Source organism: Benzoatithermus flavus (assembly GCF_037908215.1).
GTDB classification, from domain to species: Bacteria; Pseudomonadota; Alphaproteobacteria; order Geminicoccales; family Geminicoccaceae; genus Benzoatithermus; species Benzoatithermus flavus.
The window spans coordinates 57,729-82,592 of the sequence record NZ_JBBLZC010000010.1 but is presented as its reverse complement, the minus strand read 5'-3'; the positions used below and the strand labels follow the sequence as shown (position 1 = coordinate 82,592).

At 69.4% G+C, this 24,864-nt stretch carries 28 protein-coding genes and 1 tRNA gene; 15 read left to right on the top strand and 14 right to left on the bottom strand.

Features of this window, described 5'->3' with window-relative positions; genetic code table 11:
* The first annotated feature begins 2 nt into the window (after positions 1–2).
* On the top strand, positions 3–731 hold the full coding sequence (locus U1T56_RS11735) for an SDR family NAD(P)-dependent oxidoreductase (RefSeq protein ID WP_418159662.1): 729 nt from the start codon (positions 3–5) through the stop codon (positions 729–731).
* Here U1T56_RS11735 and der read toward each other — a convergent pair.
* From der to U1T56_RS11720, 3 genes are read right to left on the bottom strand one after another with little or no spacing between them, the layout of a single operon-like run.
* Positions 716–2,083, bottom strand: coding sequence for a ribosome biogenesis GTPase Der (gene der / locus U1T56_RS11730; RefSeq protein WP_418159661.1), 1,368 nt, complete (start codon positions 2,081–2,083; stop codon positions 716–718). The two genes, U1T56_RS11735 and der, sit on opposite strands and share 16 nt — an antisense overlap.
* A 7-nt stretch (positions 2,084–2,090) precedes the next feature.
* Positions 2,091–3,428, bottom strand: coding sequence for an outer membrane protein assembly factor BamB family protein (locus U1T56_RS11725; protein ID WP_418159660.1), 1,338 nt, complete (start codon positions 3,426–3,428; stop codon positions 2,091–2,093).
* On the bottom strand, positions 3,425–4,093 hold the full coding sequence (locus tag U1T56_RS11720; protein WP_418159659.1) for a tetratricopeptide repeat protein: 669 nt from the start codon (positions 4,091–4,093) through the stop codon (positions 3,425–3,427). The genes U1T56_RS11725 and U1T56_RS11720 overlap by 4 nt, the downstream gene beginning before the upstream one ends.
* Before the next feature lie 164 nt (positions 4,094–4,257).
* Here U1T56_RS11720 and thpR point away from each other — a divergent pair, with 164 nt between their 5' ends.
* On the top strand, positions 4,258–4,821 hold the full coding sequence (gene thpR / locus U1T56_RS11715) for an RNA 2',3'-cyclic phosphodiesterase (RefSeq protein ID WP_418159658.1): 564 nt from the start codon (positions 4,258–4,260) through the stop codon (positions 4,819–4,821).
* 18 nt (positions 4,822–4,839) lie between these two features.
* Here the strand turns inward: thpR and guaA are convergent, their stop codons facing one another.
* The 3 genes from guaA to U1T56_RS11700 form a co-directional block, all read right to left on the bottom strand.
* Positions 4,840–6,384, bottom strand: a complete 1,545-nt coding sequence (guaA, locus tag U1T56_RS11710; protein WP_418159657.1) for a glutamine-hydrolyzing GMP synthase — start codon at positions 6,382–6,384, stop codon at positions 4,840–4,842.
* A gap of 83 nt (positions 6,385–6,467) precedes the next feature.
* A complete protein-coding gene (locus U1T56_RS11705; protein ID WP_418159656.1) occupies positions 6,468–7,166 on the bottom strand; it encodes an alpha/beta fold hydrolase in 699 nt (232 codons plus the stop codon).
* 90 nt (positions 7,167–7,256) lie between these two features.
* Complete coding sequence (locus U1T56_RS11700) at positions 7,257–7,799, bottom strand: hydrolase (RefSeq protein WP_418159655.1); 543 nt, start codon at positions 7,797–7,799, stop codon at positions 7,257–7,259.
* A 174-nt stretch (positions 7,800–7,973) separates the two neighbouring features.
* Between U1T56_RS11700 and U1T56_RS11695 the strand changes: the two genes are divergently transcribed.
* The 5 genes from U1T56_RS11695 to U1T56_RS11675 all read left to right on the top strand — a co-directional run bounded on the left by U1T56_RS11695 (position 7,974) and on the right by U1T56_RS11675 (position 10,783).
* Entirely contained in the window at positions 7,974–9,386 is a 1,413-nt protein-coding gene (locus U1T56_RS11695) for a DEAD/DEAH box helicase (protein WP_418159654.1), read from the top strand.
* On the top strand, positions 9,386–9,628 hold the full coding sequence (locus U1T56_RS11690) for an Lrp/AsnC family transcriptional regulator (protein WP_418159653.1): 243 nt from the start codon (positions 9,386–9,388) through the stop codon (positions 9,626–9,628). The genes U1T56_RS11695 and U1T56_RS11690 overlap by 1 nt, the downstream gene beginning before the upstream one ends.
* 10 nt (positions 9,629–9,638) lie before the next feature.
* Entirely contained in the window at positions 9,639–10,277 is a 639-nt protein-coding gene (locus U1T56_RS11685; RefSeq protein ID WP_418159652.1) for an NUDIX domain-containing protein, read from the top strand.
* Positions 10,278–10,365: 88 nt separating this feature from the next.
* Positions 10,366–10,653 (top strand): ETC complex I subunit, encoded by a 288-nt coding sequence (locus U1T56_RS11680; protein WP_418159651.1) that lies wholly within the window; start codon positions 10,366–10,368, stop codon positions 10,651–10,653.
* Between the two features lie 53 nt (positions 10,654–10,706).
* Positions 10,707–10,783, top strand: a tRNA-Arg gene (locus U1T56_RS11675).
* An 80-nt stretch (positions 10,784–10,863) separates the two neighbouring features.
* On the opposite strand, the gene U1T56_RS11670 is transcribed toward U1T56_RS11675, so the two are convergent.
* From U1T56_RS11670 to U1T56_RS11660, 3 genes are all read right to left on the bottom strand, one after another.
* Complete coding sequence (locus tag U1T56_RS11670) at positions 10,864–12,921, bottom strand: cytochrome-c peroxidase (protein ID WP_418159650.1); 2,058 nt, start codon at positions 12,919–12,921, stop codon at positions 10,864–10,866.
* A 47-nt stretch (positions 12,922–12,968) separates the two neighbouring features.
* A complete protein-coding gene (locus U1T56_RS11665) occupies positions 12,969–13,253 on the bottom strand; it encodes a hypothetical protein (RefSeq protein WP_418159649.1) in 285 nt (94 codons plus the stop codon).
* A gap of 185 nt (positions 13,254–13,438) precedes the next feature.
* The gene (locus U1T56_RS11660) at positions 13,439–13,702 is read right to left on the bottom strand and encodes a hypothetical protein (RefSeq protein WP_418159648.1); all 264 of its coding nucleotides are present in this window, start codon (positions 13,700–13,702) and stop codon (positions 13,439–13,441) included.
* A 204-nt stretch (positions 13,703–13,906) separates the two neighbouring features.
* On the opposite strand from U1T56_RS11660, the gene U1T56_RS11655 reads away from it, so the two are divergent.
* From U1T56_RS11655 to U1T56_RS11645, 3 genes are read left to right on the top strand one after another with little or no spacing between them, the layout of a single operon-like run.
* Positions 13,907–14,443 (top strand): sigma-70 family RNA polymerase sigma factor, encoded by a 537-nt coding sequence (locus U1T56_RS11655; protein WP_418159647.1) that lies wholly within the window; start codon positions 13,907–13,909, stop codon positions 14,441–14,443.
* 4 nt (positions 14,444–14,447) lie between these two features.
* Positions 14,448–15,260, top strand: coding sequence for an anti-sigma factor family protein (locus U1T56_RS11650; protein WP_418159646.1), 813 nt, complete (start codon positions 14,448–14,450; stop codon positions 15,258–15,260).
* Complete coding sequence (locus U1T56_RS11645) at positions 15,253–15,972, top strand: Bax inhibitor-1/YccA family protein (protein WP_418159645.1); 720 nt, start codon at positions 15,253–15,255, stop codon at positions 15,970–15,972. Before U1T56_RS11650 ends, U1T56_RS11645 begins: the two co-directional genes overlap by 8 nt.
* A gap of 129 nt (positions 15,973–16,101) precedes the next feature.
* Here U1T56_RS11645 and U1T56_RS11640 read toward each other — a convergent pair whose 3' ends face one another.
* A complete protein-coding gene (locus U1T56_RS11640) occupies positions 16,102–16,824 on the bottom strand; it encodes an alanyl-tRNA editing protein (RefSeq protein ID WP_418159644.1) in 723 nt (240 codons plus the stop codon).
* 167 nt (positions 16,825–16,991) lie between these two features.
* Between U1T56_RS11640 and U1T56_RS11635 the strand changes: the two genes are divergently transcribed.
* The 4 genes from U1T56_RS11635 to U1T56_RS11620 all read left to right on the top strand — a co-directional run bounded on the left by U1T56_RS11635 (position 16,992) and on the right by U1T56_RS11620 (position 21,328).
* Entirely contained in the window at positions 16,992–18,092 is a 1,101-nt protein-coding gene (locus U1T56_RS11635) for an ABC transporter ATP-binding protein (RefSeq protein WP_418159643.1), read from the top strand.
* Between the two features lie 77 nt (positions 18,093–18,169).
* Complete coding sequence (locus U1T56_RS11630; protein WP_418159642.1) at positions 18,170–19,219, top strand: ABC transporter substrate-binding protein; 1,050 nt, start codon at positions 18,170–18,172, stop codon at positions 19,217–19,219.
* Between the two features lie 60 nt (positions 19,220–19,279).
* A complete protein-coding gene (locus U1T56_RS11625; RefSeq protein ID WP_418159641.1) occupies positions 19,280–20,503 on the top strand; it encodes an ABC transporter permease in 1,224 nt (407 codons plus the stop codon).
* A gap of 3 nt (positions 20,504–20,506) precedes the next feature.
* On the top strand, positions 20,507–21,328 hold the full coding sequence (locus tag U1T56_RS11620; protein WP_418159640.1) for an ABC transporter permease: 822 nt from the start codon (positions 20,507–20,509) through the stop codon (positions 21,326–21,328).
* Here U1T56_RS11620 and U1T56_RS11615 read toward each other — a convergent pair.
* From U1T56_RS11615 to pdxH, 4 genes are all read right to left on the bottom strand, one after another.
* The gene (locus U1T56_RS11615) at positions 21,318–21,764 is read right to left on the bottom strand and encodes a DUF1284 domain-containing protein (RefSeq protein ID WP_418159639.1); all 447 of its coding nucleotides are present in this window, start codon (positions 21,762–21,764) and stop codon (positions 21,318–21,320) included. The genes U1T56_RS11620 and U1T56_RS11615 overlap by 11 nt on opposite strands.
* A complete protein-coding gene (locus U1T56_RS11610; protein WP_418159638.1) occupies positions 21,761–22,339 on the bottom strand; it encodes a biotin transporter BioY in 579 nt (192 codons plus the stop codon). Before U1T56_RS11610 ends, U1T56_RS11615 begins: the two co-directional genes overlap by 4 nt.
* 75 nt (positions 22,340–22,414) lie before the next feature.
* Positions 22,415–23,149, bottom strand: coding sequence for an SDR family NAD(P)-dependent oxidoreductase (locus U1T56_RS11605; protein WP_418159637.1), 735 nt, complete (start codon positions 23,147–23,149; stop codon positions 22,415–22,417).
* A 46-nt stretch (positions 23,150–23,195) separates the two neighbouring features.
* Entirely contained in the window at positions 23,196–23,837 is a 642-nt protein-coding gene (gene pdxH / locus U1T56_RS11600) for a pyridoxamine 5'-phosphate oxidase (protein ID WP_418159636.1), read from the bottom strand.
* 139 nt (positions 23,838–23,976) lie between these two features.
* On the opposite strand from pdxH, the gene pdxY reads away from it, so the two are divergent.
* Entirely contained in the window at positions 23,977–24,828 is an 852-nt protein-coding gene (gene pdxY / locus U1T56_RS11595) for a pyridoxal kinase PdxY (RefSeq protein WP_418159635.1), read from the top strand.
* Positions 24,829–24,864: the final 36 nt, after the last annotated feature.

The window sequence follows — 24,864 nt, the reverse complement described above, 5'->3', positions numbered from 1 at the left end:
CGATGGCCGCTTCCGCCGGTCGCCTCGCCGGGCGCGTGATCCTGATCACCGGTGCATCGCGCGGCCTGGGCGCCGCCGTGGCCGAAGCCTGCGCCGCCGAAGGGGCGCATCTCGTCCTCGTCGCGCGCACCAAGGGGGCGCTCGAGGAGATCGACGACGCGGTCCGCCGGCACGGCGGCGAGGCCACGCTGGTGCAGCTCGACGTTACCCGCGGCGATCTCGTCGACGCCCTGGGTGGCGCGCTCTACGAGCGCTTCAAGCGCCTCGACGGCTTCGTCGCCTGTGCCGCCGAGCTCGGCACCATCACGCCCGTGAGCCATCTCGAGCCCAAGGTCCTGGACCAGGCGCTGGCCGTCAATCTCGTCGCCAACCAGCGCCTGATCCGGAGCCTCGACCCCTTGCTCCGGGCGGCCGATGCCGGCCGGGCCGTGTTCGTGACCGACGGCAGCGTGCTGCCGGGGCGCGCCTATTGGGGTGCTTACGCCACGAGCAAGGCCGGGCTCGAGGCCCTGGCGCTCAGCTATGCCGCCGAAACCCGGATCACGCGCCTTCGGGTCAACCTGTACGACCCCGGCCCGATGGCGACCCGGCTGCGTGCGCGCGCCTTTCCGGGCGAGCGCCCGGACGCGCAGCCGGGCCCGGCCACGAAGGTGCCGCCCCTGATCGAGCTCCTGCTGCCGGGCTGCACGCGGCACGGCGAGATCGTGCGGTTCGCTCAGTCCGGGGCGTAAGGGTTCTCCCCGTGCCGGACGTGGAAGCGGATCGGCACGCCGCCGAGGTCGAACGTCTCGCGCAGGCCCGTCGCGAGATAGCGCAGATAGCTCTCGGGCAGGGCTTCCGCGGCCTTGTTCGCGAACAGGACGAAGGTCGGCGGGCGTGCCTTGGCCTGGGTGGCGTAGCGGATCTTGACCCGCCGGCCCTGTACGAGCGGCGGCGGATGCTTCTCCAGTGCCGCCTCGAGCCAGCGGTTGAGGGCCGAGGTCGGCACGCGCCGGTTCCAGCGTGCATGCGCCTCGACCACGGCCGGCAGCAGCTGGTCGACGTTCCGGCCCGTGAGCGCCGAGAGCGGCACGTAAGCCACGCCCCGCACGTCGGCGAGCTGGTCCGCGAGCGCCCGGCGCACCTCGGCCATGGTGGCGTTGGGATCGGCGACGAGATCCCACTTGTTGAGGGCGATCACCAGCGCCCGGCCTTCCTGGGCCACGAGGCGGGCGATCGTCAGATCCTGCCGCTCGAGCGGCATGGTGGCGTCGACCACGAGGACGACCACCTCGGCCATCTTGAGCGCCCGCAAGGTCGCCGAGGTCGAGAGCTTCTCGAGCCTCGCCTCGACCCGTGCTTTCTTGCGCAGACCCGCGGTATCGACGAGATCGATCCTGTGCCCCTGCCAGACGAGCGGGATGGTGATGCTGTCGCGTGTGAGGCCGGGCTCGGGGCCGGTGAGCAGCCGGTCCTCCTCGATCAGCCGGTTGGCGAGCGAGGACTTGCCGACGTTCGGGCGGCCGACCAGGGCCAGCCGCAGCGGCCGCTCCGGTTCCCGAGCTCCACCCTCGGCCTCTTCGGCCGGAGGCGGCCCGGGATCGGCGGTGAGATAGGGCTCGAGCGCGGCCAGGAGATCGGGGAGGCCGTCGCCGTGCTCGGCCGAGACCAGAAGGGGCTCGCCCAGGCCAAGGCTCCAGGCCTCGGCGGCCTGCGCCTCGGCGATGCGGCCCTCGCTCTTGTTCGCGAGGAGGAGAATGGGCTTCGCCTGGCGTCTGAGCTCGGCCGCGATCTCCTCGTCCATGGGGGTGATGCCGGTGCGGGCATCGACCAGGAACAGGCCGACATCGGCCTCGGCCAGGCCCTGCATGGCGACCTGCCGCATCCGGCCCGCCAGGCTCTCCTCGGGCCCGGCCTCGAGGCCCGCCGTATCGACCACCCGGAACGGAATCCGGCCGAGCCGGCAGATGCCCTCGATCCGGTCGCGGGTGACGCCGGGCGTGTCGTCGACGATCGCCTGCTTTCGCCCGACCAGGCGGTTGAAGAGGGTCGACTTGCCGACATTGGGCCGGCCGAGAATCGCAACCGTATGCAGCCTCGTCATCCCATCGTCAGCGATAGGCCAGCAGCTCGCCGCCGTCGGTCAGGAAATAGACGGTGCCGTCGGCGACGATCGGCGGCACGCTGACGGCACCGGCGAGGGAGGTCCTGCCCAGGACCTCGCCCGTGTAGGGCGAGACGCTCGCGACCTCGCCCTCGGAGCTCGCGAGCAGCAGACGGTCGCTCGCGAGGATCGGCCCCACCCAGCGGATCCGCCGCGAGTCCGGGTCCTTGGGATCGACCAGCTCCGCGAGCGGGCTCACCCAGCGCACGCGCCCGCCCTGGCGCAGCATGCAGACGACCTCGTTGCGCTCGGTGAGCACGTAGATGAAGTCGCCCGCGACCCAGGGGGTCTGCGTCGAGGTGACGTCGACGCTCCACTGCCGCTCGCCCCGATCGAGGTCGAAGGCCGCCATCTCGCCGCTCGCACCCGCCACGATCACCTTGCCGTCGTCGATCACGGGATCGCCGACGATGTCGGTGATGGCGCCGATGGCGAGCGTGCGGCGCGGCCGCAGCACGGTCTCGTTCCACAAAGGCTGGCCGTTGTCGAGCGACAGCGCCACCACCTCGCCCGAAGGATAGGTGGCGACGACGGTGTTGCCCGCGACCGCGGGCGAGGCGCCGCCCAGGATCGCCGCCTGCTCGAACAGGCCGGCATGCCGCCACTGGATCTCGCCGTTGTCGCCGCGCAGCGCGTAGAGCTGGCTGTCCGCGGTCGGCACCAGCACCCTGCCGTCCACCACGGTCGGTGCCGCACGCATCGGCGCCCGCAACGGCTGGCGCCACAGCTCCCGGCCGGTCGCAGCGTCGACGGCGAACACGGTGCCGTAGCCGGTAGCGACATAGAGCCGGCCACCGTCGAAGGCACAAGCGCCGCCCTGCAGCCGGTCCATCTCCTCGACGTCCTTGGGCCCGAAACTCCAGACCCGGCCGCCGTTCCCCGCCTCGTAGGCGCTCACCACGCCGGCACCGTCGACCGCGAACACCCTGCCGCCGGCCGCCACCGGCGTGCCGAGGAGCCGGGTCCGGCTGCCCGAGCCGGTCCCGATATCGGCCCTCCAGGCACGGCCGATCGTTTCGGCCACGCTCAGATGCTGCATGGCGTGCTGCGGATTGCCACCCGACTGGGGCCAGTCCGGGTTCCGCTGCGGCACCGGCAGCGTGATCTTGAGATCGGCGAGGCGCGGATCGGCGCGCACCTGCTCCTCGATCAGGAGCACCGACTTGCGCTCGCCCGGCAGCGGCGGAGCCTTCTTCTCGCCGAGCCAGGTATCGCCGCTGCAGCCGGCCAGGGTGAGCATGGCCGCGGTGCCGAGAAGGCTCCGGCGGGAAAAGGAATGCCTCATGAGCTTGCCTGCTGCGTTGCACCGCCGATGGCGTCCAGCAGCTCCTGCGCCCGGCGCTGCTGCGTCTGCGGCACGCCGACCTCGCGGCTCAAGGGCTCGAGCAGCTTTCTGGCCCTGTCGAGATCGCCCGTGCGGATCGCGAGGAGCGCCAGGAGCTCGCGCGCCCGGTAGCGCCACGGCGCGTCGTCCTGGGCCAGGGGCTCGAGCCGGCGGGCGAGATCGCCGGGATCGGCCGTGTCGAGCTCGTGCGAGGCGGCGAGCAGCGTGCCGAGATCGCGCAGAACGGCGTCGCCCGTCCCCGACGTCGCGAGCTCCTCGAGCGCCTTCTTGGCCGCGACCTGGTCCTTGAGCGTGATCCGGGCCTGCGCCTCCTTCAGCCTGGCGAGCGCCGCGTAGCCCGTGTCGCCCTGCGCGGCGAGCGCTGCGAACTGCTCGGCCGCCTCGGCCGGCTTCGCGGTCAGCGCCTGCTCGGCCGCATGGAAGCGCAGCGCCTCCTCCGCCATCGCCTGCTGGCGCCAGTGATCCCAGCCCACCTTGGCGGCGGTCCCGACGACGACGAGGACAGCGAGCCCCACGACGAGGCCGCCATAGCGGTGCCACAGCTTGGCCAGCTGCTCGCGCTGCAGCTCCTCGTCGACCTCGCGGATGAACTCTTCCGATTTCACGCCGCTTTCCTTAGCAGTGGATCGACGCGCGCCCCGGTAGCCTCGATGGCGAGACGGACGAGCGTCGCGACCGACCGCGAGTAGGTATGGGGTACGGTCGCCTTTGGCAAGGCCGAGCGTATCGGCTAGCCTTCGCGGATCACCAGCCTCCGGAGGGACCGACCATGCCGCGTCTGTTCATCGCCCTCGACCTGCCGGAGGACGTGGTCGCCTCCCTGGATCGTTTGTGCGAGGGCCTGCCGGGCGTGCGCTGGAGCACGTCCGAGCAGTTCCACCTGACGCTCCGCTTCATCGGCGAGGTGGACCAGGGCCTGTTCTACGAAATCGGCGAGCATCTGGCCGGGGTGAGTCACCCGCCGTTCGAGATCGGACTGAAGGGCCTCGGCCAGTTCCCGCCGCGCGGGGCGCCGCACACGCTCTGGGTCGGGGTCGAGGACCCGAGCGGTGCTCTGCCGACCCTGCGGCGGCGGATCGAGCGCGTGCTCGAGGAGGTCGGGCTCGAGCCGGAGCGGCGCAAGTTCACGCCGCACGTGACGCTCGGCCGCTTCCGCTCCCCGCCGCCGGAGCCGCGGCTCGCCTCCTATCTCTTCCACCGCAACCTGTTCCGCACCGAGCGCTTCCCGGTGAGCAGCTTCGGCCTCTATTCCAGCCAGCTCCGCTCCGAGGGCTCGCGCTACACGCTGGAGGCGTCCTACGACTTCGTGGCGGGCGTGGCGGAGCGGGTGTGAGACGGGTGCTCGCCCCGATCACTCCCACTCGATCGTGCCCGGCGGCTTCGAGGTGTAGTCGTAGACGACGCGGTTGATGCCCTTGACCTCGTTGACGATCCGGTTCGCGACCCGACCCAGGAACGCGGGCTCGAAGGGAAAGAAGTCGGCGGTCATGCCGTCGACCGAGGTCACGGCGCGGAGCGCGCAGACGTCCTCGTAGGTGCGAGCGTCGCCCATGACACCCACCGTCTTCACCGGCAGGAGCACGGCGAAGGCCTGCCAGATCCGATCGTAGAGGCCGGATACGCGGATCTCCTCGAGGAAGATCCGATCGGCCTGCTGCAAGGTGGCGACCCGCTCGGCCGTGACCGCCCCCGGAATCCGCACGGCGAGGCCGGGGCCGGGGAAGGGGTGGCGCTGCACGAAGGGCTCCGGCAGGCCGAGCTCGCGCCCGAGCTCCCGGACCTCGTCCTTGAACAGCTCGCGCAACGGCTCGACCAGGCCCAAGGCCATGCGCTCCGGCAGGCCGCCCACATTGTGGTGCGACTTGATCGTCACACTCGGGCCCTTGAACGACACGCTCTCGATCACGTCGGGATAGAGCGTGCCCTGGGCCAGGAAGCGGATGTTCGGAAGCTTCCTGGCCTCGGCCTCGAACACGTCGATGAAGGTGGCGCCGATGATCTTGCGTTTCCGCTCGGGATCGGTGACGTCCGCGAGCTTCTCGAGGAACAGGGATCCTGCCTCGACGTGGACGAGCGGGATGTTGAAGTGGCCGCGGAACAGCTCGACCACCTCCTTGGCCTCGCCGTAGCGCAAGAGGCCCGTGTCCACGAACACGCAGGTGAGCTGGTCGCCGATCGCCTCGTGGATGAGGAGCGCCGCCACGGCGGAATCGACCCCGCCCGAGAGGCCGCAGATCACGCCGGCATCGCCGACCTGCTCACGGATACGGGCGATCGCCTGCTCGCGGTAGGCGTGCATCGACCAGTCGCCCGCAACGCCGCAGAGCTTGAACAGGAAGTTCTGCAGGAGGCTGGCACCGATCCCGGTGTGCACGACCTCGGGATGGAACTGCACGCCGTAGAAGCGCCGGGCCTCGTCGGCGATGGCGGCGAAAGGCGAGCCCTCGCTCTCCGCGATCGGCCTGAAGCCCGGCGGGAGTGCCGTCACCCGATCGCCGTGGCTCATCCACACCGCCGTGCGGTCGCCCGGCGCCAGAATGCCCTCGAACAGAGGCGAGGGCTCCTTCAGCGTGATGATCGCGCGGCCGAACTCGCGGTGCGTGCTCGGCTCGACCGTGCCGCCGAGCTGGGCGCACATGGTCTGCTCGCCGTAGCAGATGCCGAGCACCGGCACGCCGGCCTCGAACACGGCGGCGGGTGCCCTGGGGCTCGCCGCCTCGTGGGTCGAGGCCGGCCCGCCCGAGAGGATGATGCCCTTGGCCCCGAAGTCGCGCACGAACGCGTCCGGCACCGTGCAGGGGTGGATCTCGCAATAGACCCGCTGCTCGCGCACCCGGCGCGCGATGAGCTGGGTGTACTGCGAGCCGAAATCGAGAATGAGGACGCGCTCGGTCATCGGCTCCGGCCGCTTCTGGAATGGAAAGTGGCGCGGGTCTTACGGCAAAACCGGCGCCGGTTGAAGCAGGGAAGCCGCCCGGCTCAGGCCTCGAGCCAGACGAGGAGCTGGCGCGTCACGGCCTGCGGCTGCTCGAGCGGAGCCAGATGGCCGCAACGCGGCAGAAGCACCAGTGTGGCGTTCGGGATGGCTGCCGCCATCTCGAGCTGCAGCTCGGGCGGGGTCACCACGTCCTCGCGGCCGGCCAGCACCAGCGTCGGACAGCGGATCGCCGGCAGATGAGGCCGGCTGTCGGCCCGGGCCATGATCGCCGTCTGCTGGCGCAGGAAAGCGTCCTTGCCCACGCTCAGCGCCATGTTCTGGACCATGCCCGTGAGGCTCGTGTCGCTCAGCCGGTCGCGATGGATGAAGAGCGGCAGGAGCCGCGGGCTCACCCCCTGGAACTCGCCCTTCTCGGCGAGCTGCATCAGGCCGCGCCGGCGCGAGCGCGTCTCCTCGCTGTCGGGCCGGGCCTGGCTGTCGAGAAGGGCGAGGCGCATCACCCGCTCCGGTGCTCGCCGCACGATCTCGAGCGCCACGTACCCGCCCATCGACAGGCCGGCGAGCGCGAAGCGGGGTGGTGCTGCGGCCAGCACGCGCTCCGCCATCGCCGGGATGCTCGCATCGCGGGTGAGATCGGCCACCATCACCCCGGCGTGCACGGCGAGGGCCGGGATCTGTGCCTGGAACAAGCGATGGTCGCACAAGAGGCCGGGCAGCAGCACGATCTCGTCACGCATCATCGGGCCGGTCTCTCCCGCTACAGGGCCGAGCGAGGCGACGCTCCTCGTGCGGCCATCGCGCGCTCCCGTCAAGCCGCGAACGCGTCCGCCTCATTTGATGAGACGGCTCAGCTCCTTGAACACGGGCGTGCCGGCCTCGCCCAGCCACTCGAACAGCACCATCTCGCTGTCGACGATGTCGATGCCGCGCGCCCGCATCCGCTCGAGCCCGAGCGCACGCCGCTCGGGCAGGCGCGAGCCGACCGCATCCGCCACGACCGCGACGTCGAAGCCCTTCTCCTTCAGGCCGAGGGCGGTCTGGAGGACGCAGACGTGGGCCTCCATGCCGGCCATGACGACCTGGCGGCGTCCGAGCCGGTCGAGATGGGCAAAGATCGCCTCGTCGCGTGCCGCGGAGAACGCGATCTTCGGCAGGATGCGAGCCCCCTCGGGCAGAGGCAGGAGCCGCTCGTCGGTATGGCCCAGCCCTTGCGGGTACTGCTCGCTCACGACGACCGGCACCTCGAGCCGGGCGGCCGCCTCGAGCAGGAGGCGGGTGCGGGCGATGACGGTCTCGGCGCCGGCAATGGCCGGGGCCAGACGGGCCTGGATGTCGACGACGAGAAGAAGGCTGCGATGACGATCGAGCAACATGGGCGGCCTCGTCCGTGGTTGTGATATTTCGACGACTATTCTCGGGTTTCGCCGGCCACGTCCATCTTTCCGGCGACGACGTCAACGCAGACGGCGAGTGGCTTCGTTGACATTCGCTGCCGGATCACTACATGCACGTCCAGTTCTCACGCATGTTTGGCAACGGTCCATTCCTTGACAACTTCGGACGTTGAACTGCCCGGCTTTGCCGACCTCGGTCTCGGTGAACCGATCCTCAAGGCCATAGCCGACGCCGGCTATACCCATCCCACGCCCATCCAGGCGGGCGCCATCCCGGCCGTGCTCGCCGGCAGGGATGTCATCGGCATCGCCCAGACCGGCACCGGGAAGACGGCCTCGTTCACCCTGCCGATGCTGCACATCCTTGCGCACGGCCGCGCGCGGGCGCGCATGCCGCGCTCCTTGATCCTCTCGCCGACCCGCGAGCTCGCGACCCAGACGGCCGCGAACTTCGAGACCTACGGCAAGTACCTGAACCTTTCCATGGCGCTCCTGATCGGCGGTGTGGGCATGGGCGATCAGGAGAAGGCGCTCGAGAAGGGTGTCGACGTCCTGATCGCGACACCCGGCCGGCTCCTCGACTGGTTCGAGCGCGGCAAGGTGCTCCTGGGCGGCATCCAGATCCTCGTCATCGACGAGGCCGACCGGATGCTCGACATGGGTTTCATGCCCGACGTCGAGCGCATCTTGAACCTCCTCGTCGGCCGCCGGCAGACACTCCTGTTCTCCGCGACCATGCCGCCCGGCGTGCGGCGGATCATCGAGCGCTTCCTGCAGGACCCGGCCACGATCGAGGTGGCGCGGCCCGCCACCTTGGCCGAGAACGTCGAGGCCGTGTTCGTGCCGGTCTCGGGCCGCGACAAGCGCCGTGCTCTGGTCAAGCTGATCGCCCAGCAGGCGGTCTCGAAGGCGATCATCTTCGCCAACCGCAAGCGCGAGGTGGCGAGCCTCAACCGCTATCTGCAGAGCGTGGGTCTCAACGCGCGCGACATTCACGGCGATCTCGAGCAGGTGCACCGGCAGGCGACGCTCGACGCGTTCAAGGCCGATCAGGTCGACTTCCTGGTGGCGACCGACGTCGCGGCACGCGGCCTCGACATCTCCGACATGCCGGTCGTCATCAACTACGACGTGCCGTTCAATCCGGACGACTACATCCACCGCATCGGGCGCACCGGCCGTGCCGGCCGGAGCGGGCGCGCCTTCACCCTGGAGACGCCCGAGGAGGCCAAGTCGGTCGCGGCGATCGAGAAGCTGACCGGCAAACCCGTCCGCCGGCTGGAGCTGCCGGGCGAGGAGCCGGTCACGAACGGCGCGAAGCCGGCGAAGCCCGCACGCGAGCGGCGTCCCCGCCGGGAGGCCGCCAATGGCGAGCCGCGGCCGGCAGCATCGCGGCGTGGCCGCGCGCCTGCGGCCATGCCGTCGTCCCGTCCGGCAGCGCGCCGTCCGGCGGCGAAGCCCGAGCCTTTGCCCGAGGCACCGGTCGTCGCCTTCGGCGACCACATTCCCCGCTTCCTGCTGCGGCCGGTCCCGGTCGCCACCCCTAGCAAGGCCAAGGCCGGCTGATGCAGACGATCTTCGTCATGGTGAAGTGCGAGCTCGGTCACGCCTACGACGTGGCCGACGCCGTGGTGCAGACGATCGAGCAGGTGTCGGAGGTCTACTCGACCTCGGGTCAGTACGACCTGCTCCTGAAGTTCCACCTCGACGACGAGATCGACATCGGTCGGTTCGTGACCACGCAGGTCCAGACCCTGCCCGGCGTGAAGGACACCTTCACCCTGATCACCTTCAAGGCCTTCACCTGAGGCCTCCCCGGTGAGCGACCAGCCAGAAGGGAAGGGCCGCCGGGTCGAGATCCTCGAGCGCGAGCGGCTCCACGACGGCTTCTTCAAGCTCGACCGTCTCAAGCTGCGCCACGAGCGTTTCGCCGGCGGCTGGACGCCGCCCTTGAGCCGCGAGCTGTTCATCCAGCGGCCGGCGGTGGTGGTGCTGCCCTACGATCCCGTGCAGGATCGCGTCGTCCTGGTGGAGCAGTTCCGCACGGGCTGCCTCGAGCATCCGGGCGATCCCTGGCTGATCGAAGCACCGGCCGGGCTGATCGACACCGAAGAGACGCCCGAGGCGGTGGCACGGCGCGAGGTGCGCGAGGAGACCGGCCTCGAGGTCGGCCGGCTCGCACCGGTCTGCATCTACCATTCCACGCCGGGCGGAACCACCGAGCGGGTGCACGCCTTCGTTGCCGAGGTCACGGCGCCCGAGAGCGGTGGCGTCTTCGGCCTGCCGGACGAGCACGAGGACATCCGCACCCACGTGCTTGCGGCCGAGGAGGCGTTCGCCTGGGTCGAGGCGGGCCGGATCATCGCCGCCAACGGGCTCATCCCGCTCATGTGGCTGCGGATCCACCGCGACCGGCTCCGGCGCGAGTGGCAGCGTGCCGCGGTGTCGCAGCCTTGAATCCCTCTTCGCCCGGTTGTAGCTGCAAAGGCCACGGCTCCAGCCGAACGAACCCGAGACGAGGGAAGAAGGAGCGCGCGTCGCGGTCATGGATGCGAGGATCTATCAGCCGGCCAAGCCCGCCACGCAGTCGGGTCGGTTCAAGACCAAGTTCTGGATCGTCGAGCACGAGCCGAAATGCCGCCAGGAGCCGGATCGCCTGATCGGCTGGATCGGTTCCGACGACACCGAGAAGCAGGTGATCTTGCGCTTCCCGACCAAGGAGGCGGCGATCGCCTATTGCGAGAAGCACGGGCTCAGCTACAGCATCGCCGAGCCGCATCAGCGCATCGTCCGGCCCAAGTCCTATGCCGACAACTTCATCCGCCGCGTGTGAGCGACCCCGTTCCGGTTGGTCGCGCGCGGGCTTGCTGCTATAAGCCCATCCAGGCGCCCGTAGCTCAGCCGGATAGAGCATCCGCCTTCTAAGCGGAGGGTCGCAGGTTCGAGTCCTGCCGGGCGCGCCAGGTCATCACGTGAGAAGCGGCGCCGTGATCTCCCACGGCGCCGCTCCCGTTCGTATCCGACGCTCCGGCTCGGCCGCCGGTCACGGCGCGCGCTGCAGCATGCCTCCGATCAGGTTGCGATCGAACAGGTCGCCCGTGCCGGGATCGCACCAGGCTCGCGGATAGCCCTCGCGGCCGACCGCGAGGAGCCGGAGCCGTGCGTCCCTGGCGCGGCCGCCGCTCGCCGGCAAGGACAGGCTGCCGTTGCTGACGATCAGCTCGGGGTGATCGAACGGCGCCTGATGACAGGCGACCCGGTCGTCGGTGAGTGCCTTCAGGAAGGCGACGAGGTCCTCGATGTCGCCCTCCTCCAGCCCGAGGGGCTGGATGTCGGGATCGAGATTGCTCCCGACGACGCTGGAGCCGGACGTCGTGCCCTGGCCCAAGGGACCAGTGCCCGTCGTGTCGCCGGTCGCGAGGTCGCGCCGGTTGCCGCCGCGGTTGTAGAACCGCACCACGTCCGTGAGCGATCTCTCGCCGCCATTGTGGAAATAGGGCGCGGTCAGGGCGACGTTGCGCAAGGAAGGCGTCTTGAAGGCGCCGTCCACGGCCACGCGGATGCCGTCCGGAGAGCCGGGCTGGGCGAAATCGATCTGGAAGAAGTCGGGCCGGCCGGTGGGATCCGCAGGGCGATCCACGTATTGCCGGGTGAAGGAGAGGGGATTGCCCCAGGGATCCTTGCCGCCGACCCCCAGATCCTCGAGCACCGGCCGCACACCGATATTGTAGAAGCCGCCATCGTAGAGCGCATTGCCGCCGACCCCCATCACCATGTTTTCGATCAGCTCCAGAGGCTGCCGCGGTGGCACGGCGGCGCTCGAGAACAGGGGGCCGTTGTGGCAGTTGACGCACTTGGCCCGGCCGGTGAACAGCGCGAGGCCGTGCTGCTCCTGCCCGCTCAGATTGCCGCTGTCGAACCGCGACTGGTCGGAGATCAGGGTCCGCTCGTATGCGTCGATCGCAAGACCGAAGAACAGGGAGAAGTTGAGCTCGGCCTGGCTGTGGCCGGTCGTGCTCGCTGACACGGCCCCGTCGGGGGCCACGGCCCACGTTCCGGCCTCGCCCCACAGGCGCTGCTGGAAGGCGTTCTTGACGAGCTCGAGATAGGTGAGGCGCAGGCCTGCACCTGTGCGGCGGACCAGGTTGCCGAGCCTGGAGCCGTTTCCGAACACGCTGTCCGTGGCGGCGATCTTCTGGTCGGCCAGCGGGATCCGGCCGAGAAGCTTGCGACCGATGTCGGCGAAGGTGCGATTCGCGCAGGCCATCTCGAACGAGCTGTTGGGCGGACCCACCGCCTGCGAGGCCAGGCTCGCGTTCTCGAGCTGGACCCGCTCGATCGCCATCGAGCCTGCGGAAGGCGCGGTGACGATGCCGGCGGCGGGATCGACGAAGGCGCGGCGTCCGAACGGATTGACGCCGTTGAAGACGTTGTTCGCGCGCCCGTCCCAGAAATTGCGGAAGAAGTAGGCGGCGTTGATCGTGGTCGGCGTGTTGCGCGGCTCGACCTTGCGCACCTTTCTCTGCTGGCCGAGGACGTTGATGGTGAAGATCGTGTCGTCGGCCGCCCGGCAGAAATCCCGCTTGCGGCCGCGGAGCCTGACCGTCTGGCGGATGCCCATGAACAGCCCGTCGAACACGCCCTGGGACGAGACGACGTCGTTGGTGTCGTAGAGGATCTCCGAGTTGCGGTTCCGGCTGTCCCGGAGCCGGTGGAAGGGGAAGTCGTCGGGCTGCAGCGCCAGGTTGGGTCCGGCGGTCCGGCCGCCGGCGGTCCGGCCGACCGCGGACGCGGGCTCGATCCCGCCGAACCTGTCGTCGCCGCCGGCGATGCCGGGGTTGAGCTGGTTGACGGTGCGCGGATCGGCGCCGGCGTGAAAATGGCAGCTCGCGCAGGCCTGTCCGTCGCTGCCGACGGCGCTGTCCCAGAACAACGCCTTGCCCAGCACCACGAGCCAGTCCCGGTTCTTCACGTATCGCTGGTAATCCTGGGGCGAAGGGCCCGGTGGCGGCATGGCCGCCACGTCCAGAGGCGCCACCGAAGGTGGCGGCTCGGCCGCCTGCACGGTCGTCAGACCCAGGAAAGGCAGGACGATAGCCATCCCCGCCGTCCCTCTACGGGACGACGTCGACCACGTGGACACGGCGTTCACTCCGATTGACCCCGTTCGGGAAGCGCGAATGGCGCAGATCGTCGCCGGATCGTCGGACCCGACGCGATGCCGGCGCGCTCTTCCTTTTCTTCGATGCTGCCGAATGCTCCCGGCGCGGCCGCGGAAATGTCGACCGCCACGGAAAAGGCAACGACGACGATATCTTCTAGAATCCGAATATTCTGCTCATCGTTTCCTCCCGTAGTGCGATGATGTTGTATGAATATGGCTGGATAATCTTCTTTGTTTGCAGCCGATGCCAACTCGGTAGATGATTTCAACTATATTACAAAAACTTTCTGCAACCAAGCCAAAAAACGAAGGCGCAGGAAGATCGTCGTACATCGAGTCGAGATTCCGGTACTCCGATACGATCTCGTAGCGATCCTGTGCGATGGCAAAGACAAGATGGATCGATTAGCGCTTCTGTTCTCTTAGAAAGCAACACCATCCGGCGCAGCTTCCGCTACGGGCCGGAACCTCCGTCCATGCTGCTCGTGTCGGACCTGCGCGGCGGCGGCCGCTGCTCCAGGCGGTGCGCGAAGAGCATGGCCGCACCGGCCGTCGGCGCCGAGAGCGGGCAGGCGAGCATCACGATCCGATACTTGCCGAGCCGGTCGCCGATCGGTCTCCGGAGTGCCCGGCAGAGGCCACAGGCGAGCGTGAAGGCGGTGACGAGCAGGCCCACCTGACCCGGCGTGGTGGCGAACTCGGCGGCGATCGCCGGCACCAGGGGGCGAGCACGCGCGCGATCGCCGAGGAGGCGAACGCCGCCATGGCGAGCACCGTCACCGATCCTCCCCGATGGGAGGCGCTTCGCCGAGACCTTGCGCCGTCTTCACGCTCACGTCACATCGTCCTTTATGGTCGGGCAGCCCTCCGAAGCCGCCGGGCCCCTTGGGATTAAACCCGGGGCCCGTGCGTATACCCGAGCATGAGACGTACGAACACGCCGACCCTCGACATAGCCTCGCATCTCGGGGCGCTGCGCCGCTACGCTCTCGTCCTGACCCGCAACGTCGATCAGGCCGAGGATCTCGTGCAGGACGCTCTGGTCCGGGCGATGTCCGGCGCCCACACCTGGCGGCCGGGACACGACGTCCGCAAATGGCTCCTTGCGATCGTGCACAACACCCACGTTTCCCGTCAGCGCCGCCTCAAGCTCGAGGCGGCGACGGCCGAGCAGCTCGGCCGGGAGGCGAGCGAGGCGATCCCGCCGCGCCAGGCCGAGCAGTTTCATCTCAGCCGGACCGTCGAGGCGCTGATGACGCTGCCCGAGGAACAGCGCGAGGCGCTGGTGCTCGTCGCCTTCGAAGGCATGGCATACAAGGAGGCGGCCGAGCTCCTCGGCATCCCGCTCGGCACGCTCATGTCCCGGCTCGCCCGCGGCCGCGAGGCGCTTCGGGCCGCGACCGGGCACGGCGGCGAGGCGCCGGCCGACCGTCGACCGTTCCTGCGTGTGGTGAGGTGAGCCCGTGGCCGATCGCATCACCGACGCCGAGATCCAGGCCTATATCGACGGCCAGCTCGACATGGCGGGGCGGATCGCGGTCGAACGCTACCTCGAGGCGCACCCCGATGCAGCCGCCGCGATCATGGAGGGTCTGCGGCTGCGCGACGAGCTCCGGCTCTTCCTCGCCGACGATGCCTGGCCGGCCCCGCCGCCGACGGTGGCACTGGCACGCCAGCTTGCGCGCCGGCTGAGCTGGCGCGCGTTCGGCCTCCGGCTCCGGCGCGGGCTCGCGGCCGCAGCCCTGCTTGCCGCCGGCTGGTTCGCCCATGCCGAGCTCGGCCTCGTCGTCGACCAGGTGGCGGCCGCGCACGCGCCACCGTCTTATGCCGAGGAGGCGGCCCAGGCCTACGAGGCCGCCCGGCTCGAGCTCGCCGCCGGCACGGTGCCGAACCGCGTGCTGCTGCCGCTTACGGCCGAGCGCACGGGCGGGGTCGTGCCGATGCCGGCGCTCCCGGACGGCCTCGCGTTCCTGGGCTCCGACCTCGTCCGTGGGGATGGCGGCACGGGACTCCTCGCGCTTTACGACGCTGGCCGCGGCCGGCTGGTCACCCTCTTTGCGATCGAGGCCGACAGCTTCGCCGTGGCGGGTCCGCAAGTGGTGACCGCACACGGCGACCTCACGGTCTTCTGGCAGCTCGGCCACTTCGCCTACGCGCTCAATGGCGGGCTCCCCGAGCCCGAGCTCCTCGCCATCGCCCGGAGGGCAGCGGCCACGCGCCCCTGGGCCGGCATCTTCCCCCTCACGCCTTCCGTCTCAGGAGACAACCATGGCTGAGCCCTACCTTGGCCGCTACGCCACCGCCCGTTGGGCGAGCCGGGCCGAGTTCGACGAGGGCCTGCGGCGGCACATGCTGCAGGTCTACAACTACATGATGCTCGGGTTGGCGCTCACCGGCATCGTCGCCTACCTCGTCGGCACCATCCCGGCCCTCTACGTCCCGATCTTCGGCACGCCGCTCAAGTGGGTGGTGATGCTGGCCCCGCTCGCCTTCGTGTTCTTCTTCTCGTTCCGCCTCGCCGCCATGTCGGCGGCGACGGCGCAGATGACGTTCTGGGCCTTCTGCGCCGTGATGGGCCTCTCCATGGCCTCGATCTTCCTCGTGTTCACCGGCGCCAGCATCGCGCGCGTGTTCTTCATCACGGCCGCCATGTTCGGCGCCGCCAGCCTCTACGGCTACACCACCAAGGCCGATCTCACGAAGTTCGGCTCGTTCCTGTTCATGGGCCTGATCGGCATCATCATCGCCAGTCTCGTCAACATCTTCGTGGGCTCGAGCGCCATCCAGTTCGCGGTCTCGGTGATCGGCGTCATCGTGTTCACGGGCCTCGCCGCCTACGATACGCAGATGATCAAGGAGACCTACGCCGAGAACGCCGGCATCGAGGCCAACAGCAAGCTCGCCGTGTTCGGCGCGCTCCAGCTCTATCTGAGCTTCATCAACCTGTTCCAGATGCTGCTCTCGCTCATGGGGCAGCGGGAGGAATAGGCGTACCCGTTCGTACCACCATCGAGCTTTCTGCCCGGCCGAGCCGCCACCGGCCGGGCTTTTTCATGGCTGAAACAGCCGCGCGTCCGGCGAAAGGGGCAGGAGGCACGGGAGGCCGGTCGCCCGACCTCACGTGCCGGGGTCGAGGAGGGTCAGGCTGATCCGGCGGTTGCGCTTGCCCTTGCTCTCGATCTTCGTCACCGCCACGGCGCCGATCTCGGCCGTGCTGCGGACGTGGGTGCCGCCGCAAGCCTGGAGATCGACCCCTTCGATCTCGACCAGCCTGATCCGGCCCTGGCCGCGCGGCGGCCGCACCGAGAGCGTGCGGACGAGCTCGGGTCTGGATTCCAGCTCGGCCTCGTCGATCCAGAAAGGCCGGATCGGGCGGTCCTCGGCGATCCATCGCCGGAGCCGTTCGGTGAGCGTGTCGCGGTCGATCGGGGTGTTGCCGAGGTCGAAGTCGAGCCGGCCCTTGCCGTCGTCGATCTGGCCGCCCGTGACCGGAGCGCCCACCGCCCGGCAGAGGAGGTGAAGGGCGCTGTGCATCCGCATCAGCCGGTGGCGTCGCGGCCAATCGACCTCGGCGGTGAGGACCACGCCGGGCGGGGGCAGGGCGCTGCTCGGCGTCAGGACGTGGACGATGTCGCCGGTGGCGGCGTCGCGCACCGTATCGATCACCTCGAGCGAGCGGCCGTCGCTCAGCACGAGCCAGCCGCGGTCACCGGGCTGGCCGCCGCCGCGGGCATAGAACACGGTCTGGTCGAGAATGACCCGAGCATCGTCCTCGGCCGCCTCGACGATCCCGGTGCAGTGGGTGCGATAGGCGTCCTCGCGGAACAGCTCCTCGGTCATTTCGTCACATCCTCTCCTGATCGCCGCCAGCATTTACAGCGGCCCTGCTCTCGATTACGACATGCCGCGACAGGGCAGAACAAGAATGGCGGCGCCCTTCGTGGCATGGCCAGGTCACGGCGGGAAGAGAGTAGCCGTTAGGATCACAGGCCTCAGCAGAAAAGACGATGCCCAGCACCGATACCGCCTTCGTGCGCTTCGCCGACGTCCAGAAGACCTATGACGGCGAGACGCTCGTGGTGAAGAACCTGAACCTCGCCATCCGTCGTGGCGAGTTCCTGACCATGCTGGGCCCCTCGGGCTCGGGCAAGACCACCTGCCTCATGATGCTGGCGGGCTTCGAGGCCGCCACGCACGGCGAGATTTTCCTGGACGGCCGGCCGATCAACCATGTCCCGCCCTACAGGCGCGACATCGGCATGGTGTTCCAGAACTATGCCCTCTTCCCGCACATGAGCGTGGCCGAGAATCTGGCCTTTCCGCTCGAGGTGCGAGGCATGGCCAAGGACGTGATCGCGGCCAAGGTGAAGCGGGCGCTCGAGATGGTCCGGCTCGAGAGCTTCGCGAACCGGCGCCCGGCCCAGCTCTCGGGCGGCCAACAGCAGCGGATAGCGCTAGCTCGCGCGCTCGTGTTCGAGCCCAAGCTCGTGCTCATGGACGAGCCCTTGGGAGCGCTCGACAAGCAGCTCCGCGAGAACATGCAGTACGAGATCAAGCACCTGCACGAGCGCCTGGGCATCACCGTAGTCTACGTCACCCACGACCAGGGCGAGGCGCTCACCATGTCGGATCGGGTGGCCGTGTTCAACGACGGGGTGATCCAGCAGCTCGCCCCGCCGGCCGAGCTCTACGAAGCGCCCGAGAATGCCTTCGTCGCCCAGTTCATCGGCGAGAACAACCGGCTCCTGGGCCGCGTGCGCACGGTCGACGGGCCTTACTGCGACGTCGAGGTCGCAGGCGCGGTCGTGCGAGCGCTCGCGGTCAACGTCCAAGGTCCGGGTGCCGCCACCACGCTCTCGCTACGGCCGGAACGGGTCGTGCTCGCGAACGGCACGGACGGCTATCCCAACCGCTTTCCGGGCCGGGTCGAGGAGCTGATCTACCATGGCGACCATATCCGCACCCGGGTCAACGTGCTGGGCCACGACGACTTCATCATCAAGGTGCCGAACCGTGCCGGCCACGCCAACGACCTGCGGCCGGGCGACCCCGTGACCGTGGCCTGGCTCGCCGAAGACTGTCGGGCGCTCGACCCACAGCCGGACTAGCGCGACGTTCCCGGCCGGGCCATGATCCCGGCCGGGAACGTCGCCGGAACGACGACGAGGAACGGGGAATATCGACGATGCGAGCAGGGATCAGGCGTTTTCTCCTGGGCGTGGCCGCGTGCGCGGCCATGGCCACGGTGGCGCAGGCGCGCGACCTCACCGTGACGTCCTGGGGCGGCAGCTATCAGGACGCCCAGCGCAAGGTGTTCTTCGAGCCGTTCCAGAAGGAGACCGGCATCAAGCTGGTCGAGGACAGCTGGGACGGCGGCATCGGCGCGCTGCGCGCCAAGGCCGAAGGCGCCCCCACCTGGGATCTGGTCCAGGTCGAGGCCGACGAGCTGGTGCTGGGCTGCGACGAGGGCATCATCGAGCCGCTCGACTGGAGCAAGCTCGGCGGCAAGGACGCGTTCCTGCCCGAGGCGGTCCACGAGTGCGGCGTGGGTGCCATCGTCTGGGCCAACGTGCTGGCCTACGACGGCGACAAGTTCAAGGACAACCCACCCAAGAGCTGGGCCGACTTCTTCGACACGAAGAAGTATCCGGGCAAGCGGGCGCTGCGCAAAGGGCCGCGTCAGGCGCTCGAGTTCGCGCTCATGGCCGACGGCGTGCCCAACGACCAGATCTACGCCACGCTGAAGACGCCAGAGGGCGTGGACCGCGCCTTCAAAAAGCTCGATTCCATCAAGAAGGACCTGATCTTCTGGGAGGCCGGCGCGCAGCCGCCGCAGCTTCTGGGCTCGGGCGAGGTGGTGATGACCTCGGCCTACAACGGCCGGATCACCGCCGCCAACAAGACCGACAAGAGGAACTTCAAGATCGCCTGGGATGCCGGGTTCGTTTATCAGATCGACAGCTGGGTGATCCCCAAGAACTCGGACAAGAAGGACGAGGCGATGAAGCTCCTCGCCTACTTGGTCGCACCCGAGCATCAGAAGCTCCTGCCTCCCCTCATTCCCTATGGGCCCACGAACAAAGCGGCCGTCGCCCAGGTCGATCCCGCGGTGATGCCCGACGTGCCCACGGCACCGCAGAACCTGCCGCACGGCCTGTTCTACGGACGCGAGTTCTGGGCTGACAATGTCGAGAAGCTGAACGAGCGCTTCAACAGCTGGGCGGCCAAATCGTAAGCCGACCGCCCGACCCGGCCCCGGCCCGGTTGCCGGGGCCGGCGCAGCACGAGAACCGAGATGCCCGCTTCCGATACCGGCCTGCGCCGATCGCTCCGACGGGCCGAGCGCCGCCGCCTCCTGAGCGGGCTCGGCCTGACCCTGCCGCTCGTGGCCTTCCTGCTCGGCTTCTTCCTGCTGCCGATCCTTGGCATGCTCGAGAAGAGCGTCGAGAACCCGGAAATCCGCGCCGCTATGCCGGAGACGGCACGGGCGCTGCAGGACTGGAACGGGGAAGGCATCCCGGACGAGGCCGTGCTCGCGACCTTCGCACGCGAGGTCGTGGCCGCCCAGAAGGCGCGTACGCTGGCCTCGGTCGCGAAGCGCCTCAACGTCGAGCACAGCGGCTGGCGCAGCGTGGTCATGGCCGCGGGCCGCGGCCTGCCGGAAGCGCCGGAGGGAAGCTGGCGCGACACCTTCGCAAAGCTCGACCCGGCCTGGACCGAGCCCGAGATCTGGCAGGCGATGAAGCGGGCCGCCGCTCCCTACACCGACTTCTATCTCCTGGCGGCACTCGACCTGCAGCGCGGCGACGACGGCGCGATCCGGAGTGCTTCCGCCGACGAAGCGATCTACCGGACCGTGCTCTGGCGCACGCTCTGGATCAGCACGGTCGTCACACTCGCCTGCCTCTTCCTGGGCTACCCGCTCGCCTACCGGCTCGCGACCCTGCCCGAGGGCACGGCGAACCTCCTCATGATCCTCGTTCTCCTGCCGTTCTGGACCTCGCTTCTGGTCCGGACGGCGAGCTGGATCGTGCTGCTCCAGCGCGAGGGCCCGATCAACGAGATCCTGCAGCGGCTGGGCCTGATCACCGAGCCTCTGGCGCTCGTCTTCAACCGCACCGGCGTCTACGTCGCCATGACCCACGTGCTGCTGCCGTTCATGGTGCTGCCGCTCTACAGCGTCATGCGCGGCATCCCGCCGAGCTTCGTGCGGGCAGCGCTCTCCTTGGGAGCGAGGCCCACGACCGCCTTCTTCCGGGTCTACCTGCCGCTCTCGATGCCGGGTGTGGCCGCGGGTTGCCTGCTCGTGTTCATCCTGGCGATCGGCTACTACATCACGCCGGCTCTCGTCGGCGGCCAAGCCGACCAGATGATCAGCTACTTCGTCGCCTTCTTCACGCTGCAGACGGTGAACTGGGGCATGGCGGCCGCGCTCGGCAGCGTGCTCCTCGCCGCCACGATCGTCCTTTACCTGGTCTATGCCCGCCTCGTCGGCATCGACCGCCTGCGCCTGGGCTGAGCCATGACCGTTGCCACGCTGCCGACGAGCCGCACGGGCCGGGCGCTGCTCTGGCTGGTCTCGGCGCTCGTCCTCGCCTACCTGATCCTGCCGCTGCTCGTGATCGTGCCCCTGTCGTTCACCTCGGGCACGATCCTGACCCTGCCGCTGCCGGGCTTCTCGCTCCGCTGGTACGCCGAGCTCGTCCATTCGGCACCCTGGCAGAACGCGCTCAAGAACAGCCTGATCGTGGGCTCGATCGCCACCGTCGTCGCCACCGTGCTCGGCACGCTCGCCGCCCTCGGGCTGGCGCGCGCCGAGTTCCGCGGCAAGAGCCTGCTCATGGGCTTCCTGATCTCGCCCATGATAGTACCCCTCGTGATCGTGGCGGCCGGCAGCTACTTCTTCCTCCTGCCGCTCGGGCTCACGAACAGCCTTCTGGGGCTCGCCCTCGTCCACGCCGCTCTCGGCGCTCCCTTCGTCCTCATCACGGTCTCGGCGACGCTCTCGGGCCTCGACCCGTCGCTGCCGCGGGCCGCGGCCAGCCTCGGTGCCAACCCCGCCTATACCTTCCGCCGCGTGATCCTGCCTCTGATCGCACCCGGCGTGATCTCGGGAGCGCTCTTCGCCTTCATCACCTCGTTCGACGAGGTGGTGGTGGCGATGTTCCTCACCGGCCCGCAGCAGCGCACCCTGCCGCGGCAGATGTTCGACGGGCTGCGCGACAATATCAGCCCGACCATTCTCGCCGTGGCGACGCTCCTGATCGCGGTGGCGGTGCTGCTCCTCGCCACGGTCGAGTTCCTGCGCCGCCGCAATCTCCGCCTGCGCGGGATCAAGGCCTAGACGGCTCGGGCGTGCCGGGCAGCCGCACGCCCGCGAAACCCGCATCGGCGATCGCCGTACAGAGCCCGTTCCATTCGCAGCCGGCGCAGGCCGGACGGATACCGCCTGCGGCGAAGGCGGCACGCAAGCCGGCCACCGTGGTCGGATCGAGCACGAGACGCCGACCCGGCTCGAGCGGCCGTCCCATGTGGATGGTCAGCGCCACGAGCGCCTTCCGGTCGCGCTCTTTCACCTGGGCCAGATGGCAATGCGCGTCGCCATCGTCCTCGGCCAGCGGCCCGCAGATATCGTCCGGCCCCTCGACGACGAGCGCCGCCTCGCCGGCCGCGAGCCGCGCCGCGATCCGGTCGAGGTTGGCGACGAAAGCGGGGCCGTAGCCCTCGCCCTTGTAAGTGAGAAGGCAGAGTAGGTGATGGCCGCGAAGGCGAACCGTCACCGGGCGCGCCGCCCGTGTGGCACGACCCGCAAGGTCGCAACGGCCAGTGCCGACTTGAGTACGGTGCCGAGCAGGAACGGGGTGAGGCCGAACGCGATCGCCTGCGCGAGCCCGATCCGGGTCGCGAGCCAGGAAACACCCAGCGCGAAGATCACGCCATGGCCCGCGAGCATGACGGCAAACGCGGGAAGAACGCGCTTCGTCCAGCCGCGCTCGGCGAGAAGGCCCACGAGTGCCGCCGCGAGCGGGAAGGAGACGAGATAACCGCCGGTCGGACCCGCGAAGTGCGCGAGACCACCGGCACCACCGGCCAGCACCGGCAGCCCGACCATCGCCTCGCCGAGCCAGGCCAGCACGGTGGCGAGCGCCAGCCGCCAGCCGCAAAGGGCGCCCACGAGCAGGACCGCGTAGGTCTGCATGGTCATGGGCACCGGCACCATCGGCACCTCGATCCAGCTCGAGGCGGCGAGGACCAGCGTGCCCAGCGCCACGACGAGCGTCTTCGTGGCGAGCCGCGCGCCTTCGAGGCGGAGCGGCAGGGCGGCAGGCGTCGGGACGGCAGGTGCTTCGGGCATCGATGGCTCCCGGTCGTTGTTGGCGGCCGCGACCATAGCTCGCCGCCACACGATGTGAAGCCCCGGCCGTCCCGCTCAATAGACGTCCTGACCGCCGTTCACGGGGATCTCGGCGCCGGTGACGTAGGAGGCCTGCTCGCTGCACAGATAGTAGATCACGGCCGCCACCTCGTCGGGCGAGCCCAGGCGCTTCAAGGGAATGCGCTCGACCAGCGCCTCGGTGCCGGGCGAGAGGATCGCCGTGTTGATCTCGCCGGGACAGACCGCGTTCACGCGAATGCCGAGATGCGCGAGATCGGCCGCGAGCTCGCGGGTGAGTGCGGTCAGCGCCGCCTTCGAGGTGCTGTAGGCGCTGCCCGCGAAGGGATGCACGCGGTGGCCGGCGATCGAGGTGAGATTGACGATCGACCCACCGGTCTCGGCCAGGAGGGGGGCACAGGCGCGGCTGAAGAACACGGGTGCGAAGAAGTTGATGGCGAAGGTCCGCTGCCAGACCTCCATGTCGCCGTCGAGGCAGCCCAGCCGCTTGCCGCCCTCGGCCTTGGGCGAGTAGCCGGCATTGTTCACGAGCGCGTGCAGCGACTGGCCTTCCAGGATGTTGTGCAGCCGGTTGATCGCATTGGGCAGAGCGTCGGTCCGGGCGAGATCGATCGTGATGTGGGCGTGCCGCTCGTTGCGCGGGCACTGCGGCGGCACCTCCTCGCGCGAGCAGGTGATCGCCCGCCAGCCATGGCGGACGAAGTAGGCCGCGGTCGCATGCCCGATGCCTCGGCTGGCGCCCGTGATGAAGACCGTCTTGCGCTCGCTCATGAAAGCTTCCTGTTCACCCGTCGCTGGCGACGCTGTCTCTAGCACATCACGGGGCGAGGCGCTCGATCCGCCACGTCCCACCCTGCCGGACGTAGCGCAGCCGGTCGTGGAGGCGGCTGGGCCGGCCCTGCCAGAACTCGAGCAGCTCCGGGCGCACGCGCCAGCCGCCCCAGTACGGCGGCCGCGGCACCTCGTCCGGGTAGCGGGCCGCGAGCTCCTCCACCCGTGCCTCGAGCACCTCGCGGCGGGGGATCACGCGGCTCTGCGGCGAGGCGTGAGCGCCGATCCGGCTGCCGTAGGGCCGGCTCCGGAAATAGGCATCGGCCTCGGCCTCGCTCACGCGCGTCGCCGTGCCTTCGATCCGCACCTGCCGGTGCAGCCGATCCCACCAGAACAGGAGTGCGATCTTGGGGTTGGCGCGCAGCTCCTCGCTCTTGCGGCTCTCGAGGTTGGTGTAGAAGACGAAGCCGTCCGCATCGAAGCCCTTGAGCAGGATCATGCGCAGCGAAGGCTGGCCGTCCGGTCCCACGGTCGCCACCGCCATGGCGTTGGGCTCGTAGATGTCGCCGGCCGCGAGGGCTTCCTGGAACCAGCGCTCGAACTGCGCCACGGGATCGGGGAGGGCCTGTTCCTCGAGGAGCGCATCGCGGTCGTAGTGGCGGCGCAGATCGGCGGGTTGCGTGGTCATGACGGCTCCATGCGGCAGCTCGGCCGTGGAGATAGAGAGAGATGCCCCGCCTGTCGAGGCGGCAGCTTGCAAGGGCGGAGCGCCCGCGCTTTCTAGGGGGCTCTCTCCACCGTGAGCCTGCGACGGGAACGGCCCTCACATGCGCGACGGCATTCTCTCCATCCAATCGGCCGTGGCCTACGGCCATGTCGGCAACAGCGCCGCGGTGTTCCCGCTGCAGCGCTTAGGCTTCGAGGTCTGGCCGGTGAACACGGTGCTGTTCAGCAACCATACCGGCTACGGTGCCTGGCGCGGCCGGATCGTCGGCCTCGACTGGATCGAGGAGATCATCGAGGGCATGGCCGAGCGCGGCGCCATCCCGCGCACGCGGGCCGTGCTCTCCGGCTATCTCGGCGCCCCCTCGCTCGGCGAGGAGGTGCTGCGCACCGTGGCCCGCGTGCGCGCGGTGCGTCCCGACATGCTCTATGCCTGCGATCCCGTCATGGGCGACGAGGGCAGGGGCTTCTTCGTCCGCCCCGGCATTCCCGAGTTTTTCAAGGAGCGGGCGGTGCCGGCGGCCGACATCGTCACCCCCAACCAGTTCGAGCTCGCCTGGCTCGCCGGACTCGAGATCCGCAGCCTCGACGACGCGCTCAGGGCCGCGGCCCGGGTCCGCGCCACAGGTCCCGGAATCGTCGTCTGCACGAGCCTCGTGCTCGGCGACGAAGAAGAGCTCGCCGTCCTCGCCGACAGCGCCGAGGCGGGCTGGCTCGTCCGCACGCCGCGTCTCCCTGTGAGCCTGAACGGCACGGGCGATGCGTTCACGGCGCTCTTCCTCGGCCACTGGCTCGCCACCGGCCGGCTCGAGGCCACGCTCGAGAATGCGGTCTCGGCCATGTACGCGCTGGTCGAGGCGACCCATCGCGCCGGCTCGCGCGAGCTCGAGCTCGTGGCGGCGCAAGACCAGCTCGTGCGCCCGAGCCGCCGCTTCACGGCCGAGCGCGTGCGCTGAGTGCCCGGACACCGGGGCGAGGGAGCCTCGCCCCGG

Excerpts from the sequence above, each read along its gene's own strand:
- U1T56_RS11735 (WP_418159662.1), top strand. The coding sequence starts at position 3 with ATGGCCGCTTCCGCCGGTCGCCTCGCCGGGCGCGTGATCCTGATCACC.
- der (WP_418159661.1), bottom strand. The coding sequence starts at position 2,083 with ATGACGAGGCTGCATACGGTTGCGATTCTCGGCCGGCCCAATGTCGGC.
- U1T56_RS11725 (WP_418159660.1), bottom strand. The coding sequence starts at position 3,428 with ATGAGGCATTCCTTTTCCCGCCGGAGCCTTCTCGGCACCGCGGCCATG.
- thpR (WP_418159658.1), top strand. The coding sequence starts at position 4,258 with ATGCCGCGTCTGTTCATCGCCCTCGACCTGCCGGAGGACGTGGTCGCC.
- guaA (WP_418159657.1), bottom strand. The coding sequence starts at position 6,384 with ATGACCGAGCGCGTCCTCATTCTCGATTTCGGCTCGCAGTACACCCAG.
- U1T56_RS11705 (WP_418159656.1), bottom strand. The coding sequence starts at position 7,166 with ATGATGCGTGACGAGATCGTGCTGCTGCCCGGCCTCTTGTGCGACCAT.
- U1T56_RS11700 (WP_418159655.1), bottom strand. The coding sequence starts at position 7,799 with ATGTTGCTCGATCGTCATCGCAGCCTTCTTCTCGTCGTCGACATCCAG.
- U1T56_RS11690 (WP_418159653.1), top strand. The coding sequence starts at position 9,386 with ATGCAGACGATCTTCGTCATGGTGAAGTGCGAGCTCGGTCACGCCTAC.
- U1T56_RS11680 (WP_418159651.1), top strand. The coding sequence starts at position 10,366 with ATGGATGCGAGGATCTATCAGCCGGCCAAGCCCGCCACGCAGTCGGGT.
- U1T56_RS11670 (WP_418159650.1), bottom strand. The coding sequence starts at position 12,921 with ATGGCTATCGTCCTGCCTTTCCTGGGTCTGACGACCGTGCAGGCGGCC.
- U1T56_RS11655 (WP_418159647.1), top strand. The coding sequence starts at position 13,907 with ATGAGACGTACGAACACGCCGACCCTCGACATAGCCTCGCATCTCGGG.
- U1T56_RS11645 (WP_418159645.1), top strand. The coding sequence starts at position 15,253 with ATGGCTGAGCCCTACCTTGGCCGCTACGCCACCGCCCGTTGGGCGAGC.
- U1T56_RS11640 (WP_418159644.1), bottom strand. The coding sequence starts at position 16,824 with ATGACCGAGGAGCTGTTCCGCGAGGACGCCTATCGCACCCACTGCACC.
- U1T56_RS11635 (WP_418159643.1), top strand. The coding sequence starts at position 16,992 with ATGCCCAGCACCGATACCGCCTTCGTGCGCTTCGCCGACGTCCAGAAG.
- U1T56_RS11630 (WP_418159642.1), top strand. The coding sequence starts at position 18,170 with ATGCGAGCAGGGATCAGGCGTTTTCTCCTGGGCGTGGCCGCGTGCGCG.
- U1T56_RS11625 (WP_418159641.1), top strand. The coding sequence starts at position 19,280 with ATGCCCGCTTCCGATACCGGCCTGCGCCGATCGCTCCGACGGGCCGAG.
- U1T56_RS11620 (WP_418159640.1), top strand. The coding sequence starts at position 20,507 with ATGACCGTTGCCACGCTGCCGACGAGCCGCACGGGCCGGGCGCTGCTC.
- U1T56_RS11610 (WP_418159638.1), bottom strand. The coding sequence starts at position 22,339 with ATGCCCGAAGCACCTGCCGTCCCGACGCCTGCCGCCCTGCCGCTCCGC.
- U1T56_RS11605 (WP_418159637.1), bottom strand. The coding sequence starts at position 23,149 with ATGAGCGAGCGCAAGACGGTCTTCATCACGGGCGCCAGCCGAGGCATC.
- pdxH (WP_418159636.1), bottom strand. The coding sequence starts at position 23,837 with ATGACCACGCAACCCGCCGATCTGCGCCGCCACTACGACCGCGATGCG.
- pdxY (WP_418159635.1), top strand. The coding sequence starts at position 23,977 with ATGCGCGACGGCATTCTCTCCATCCAATCGGCCGTGGCCTACGGCCAT.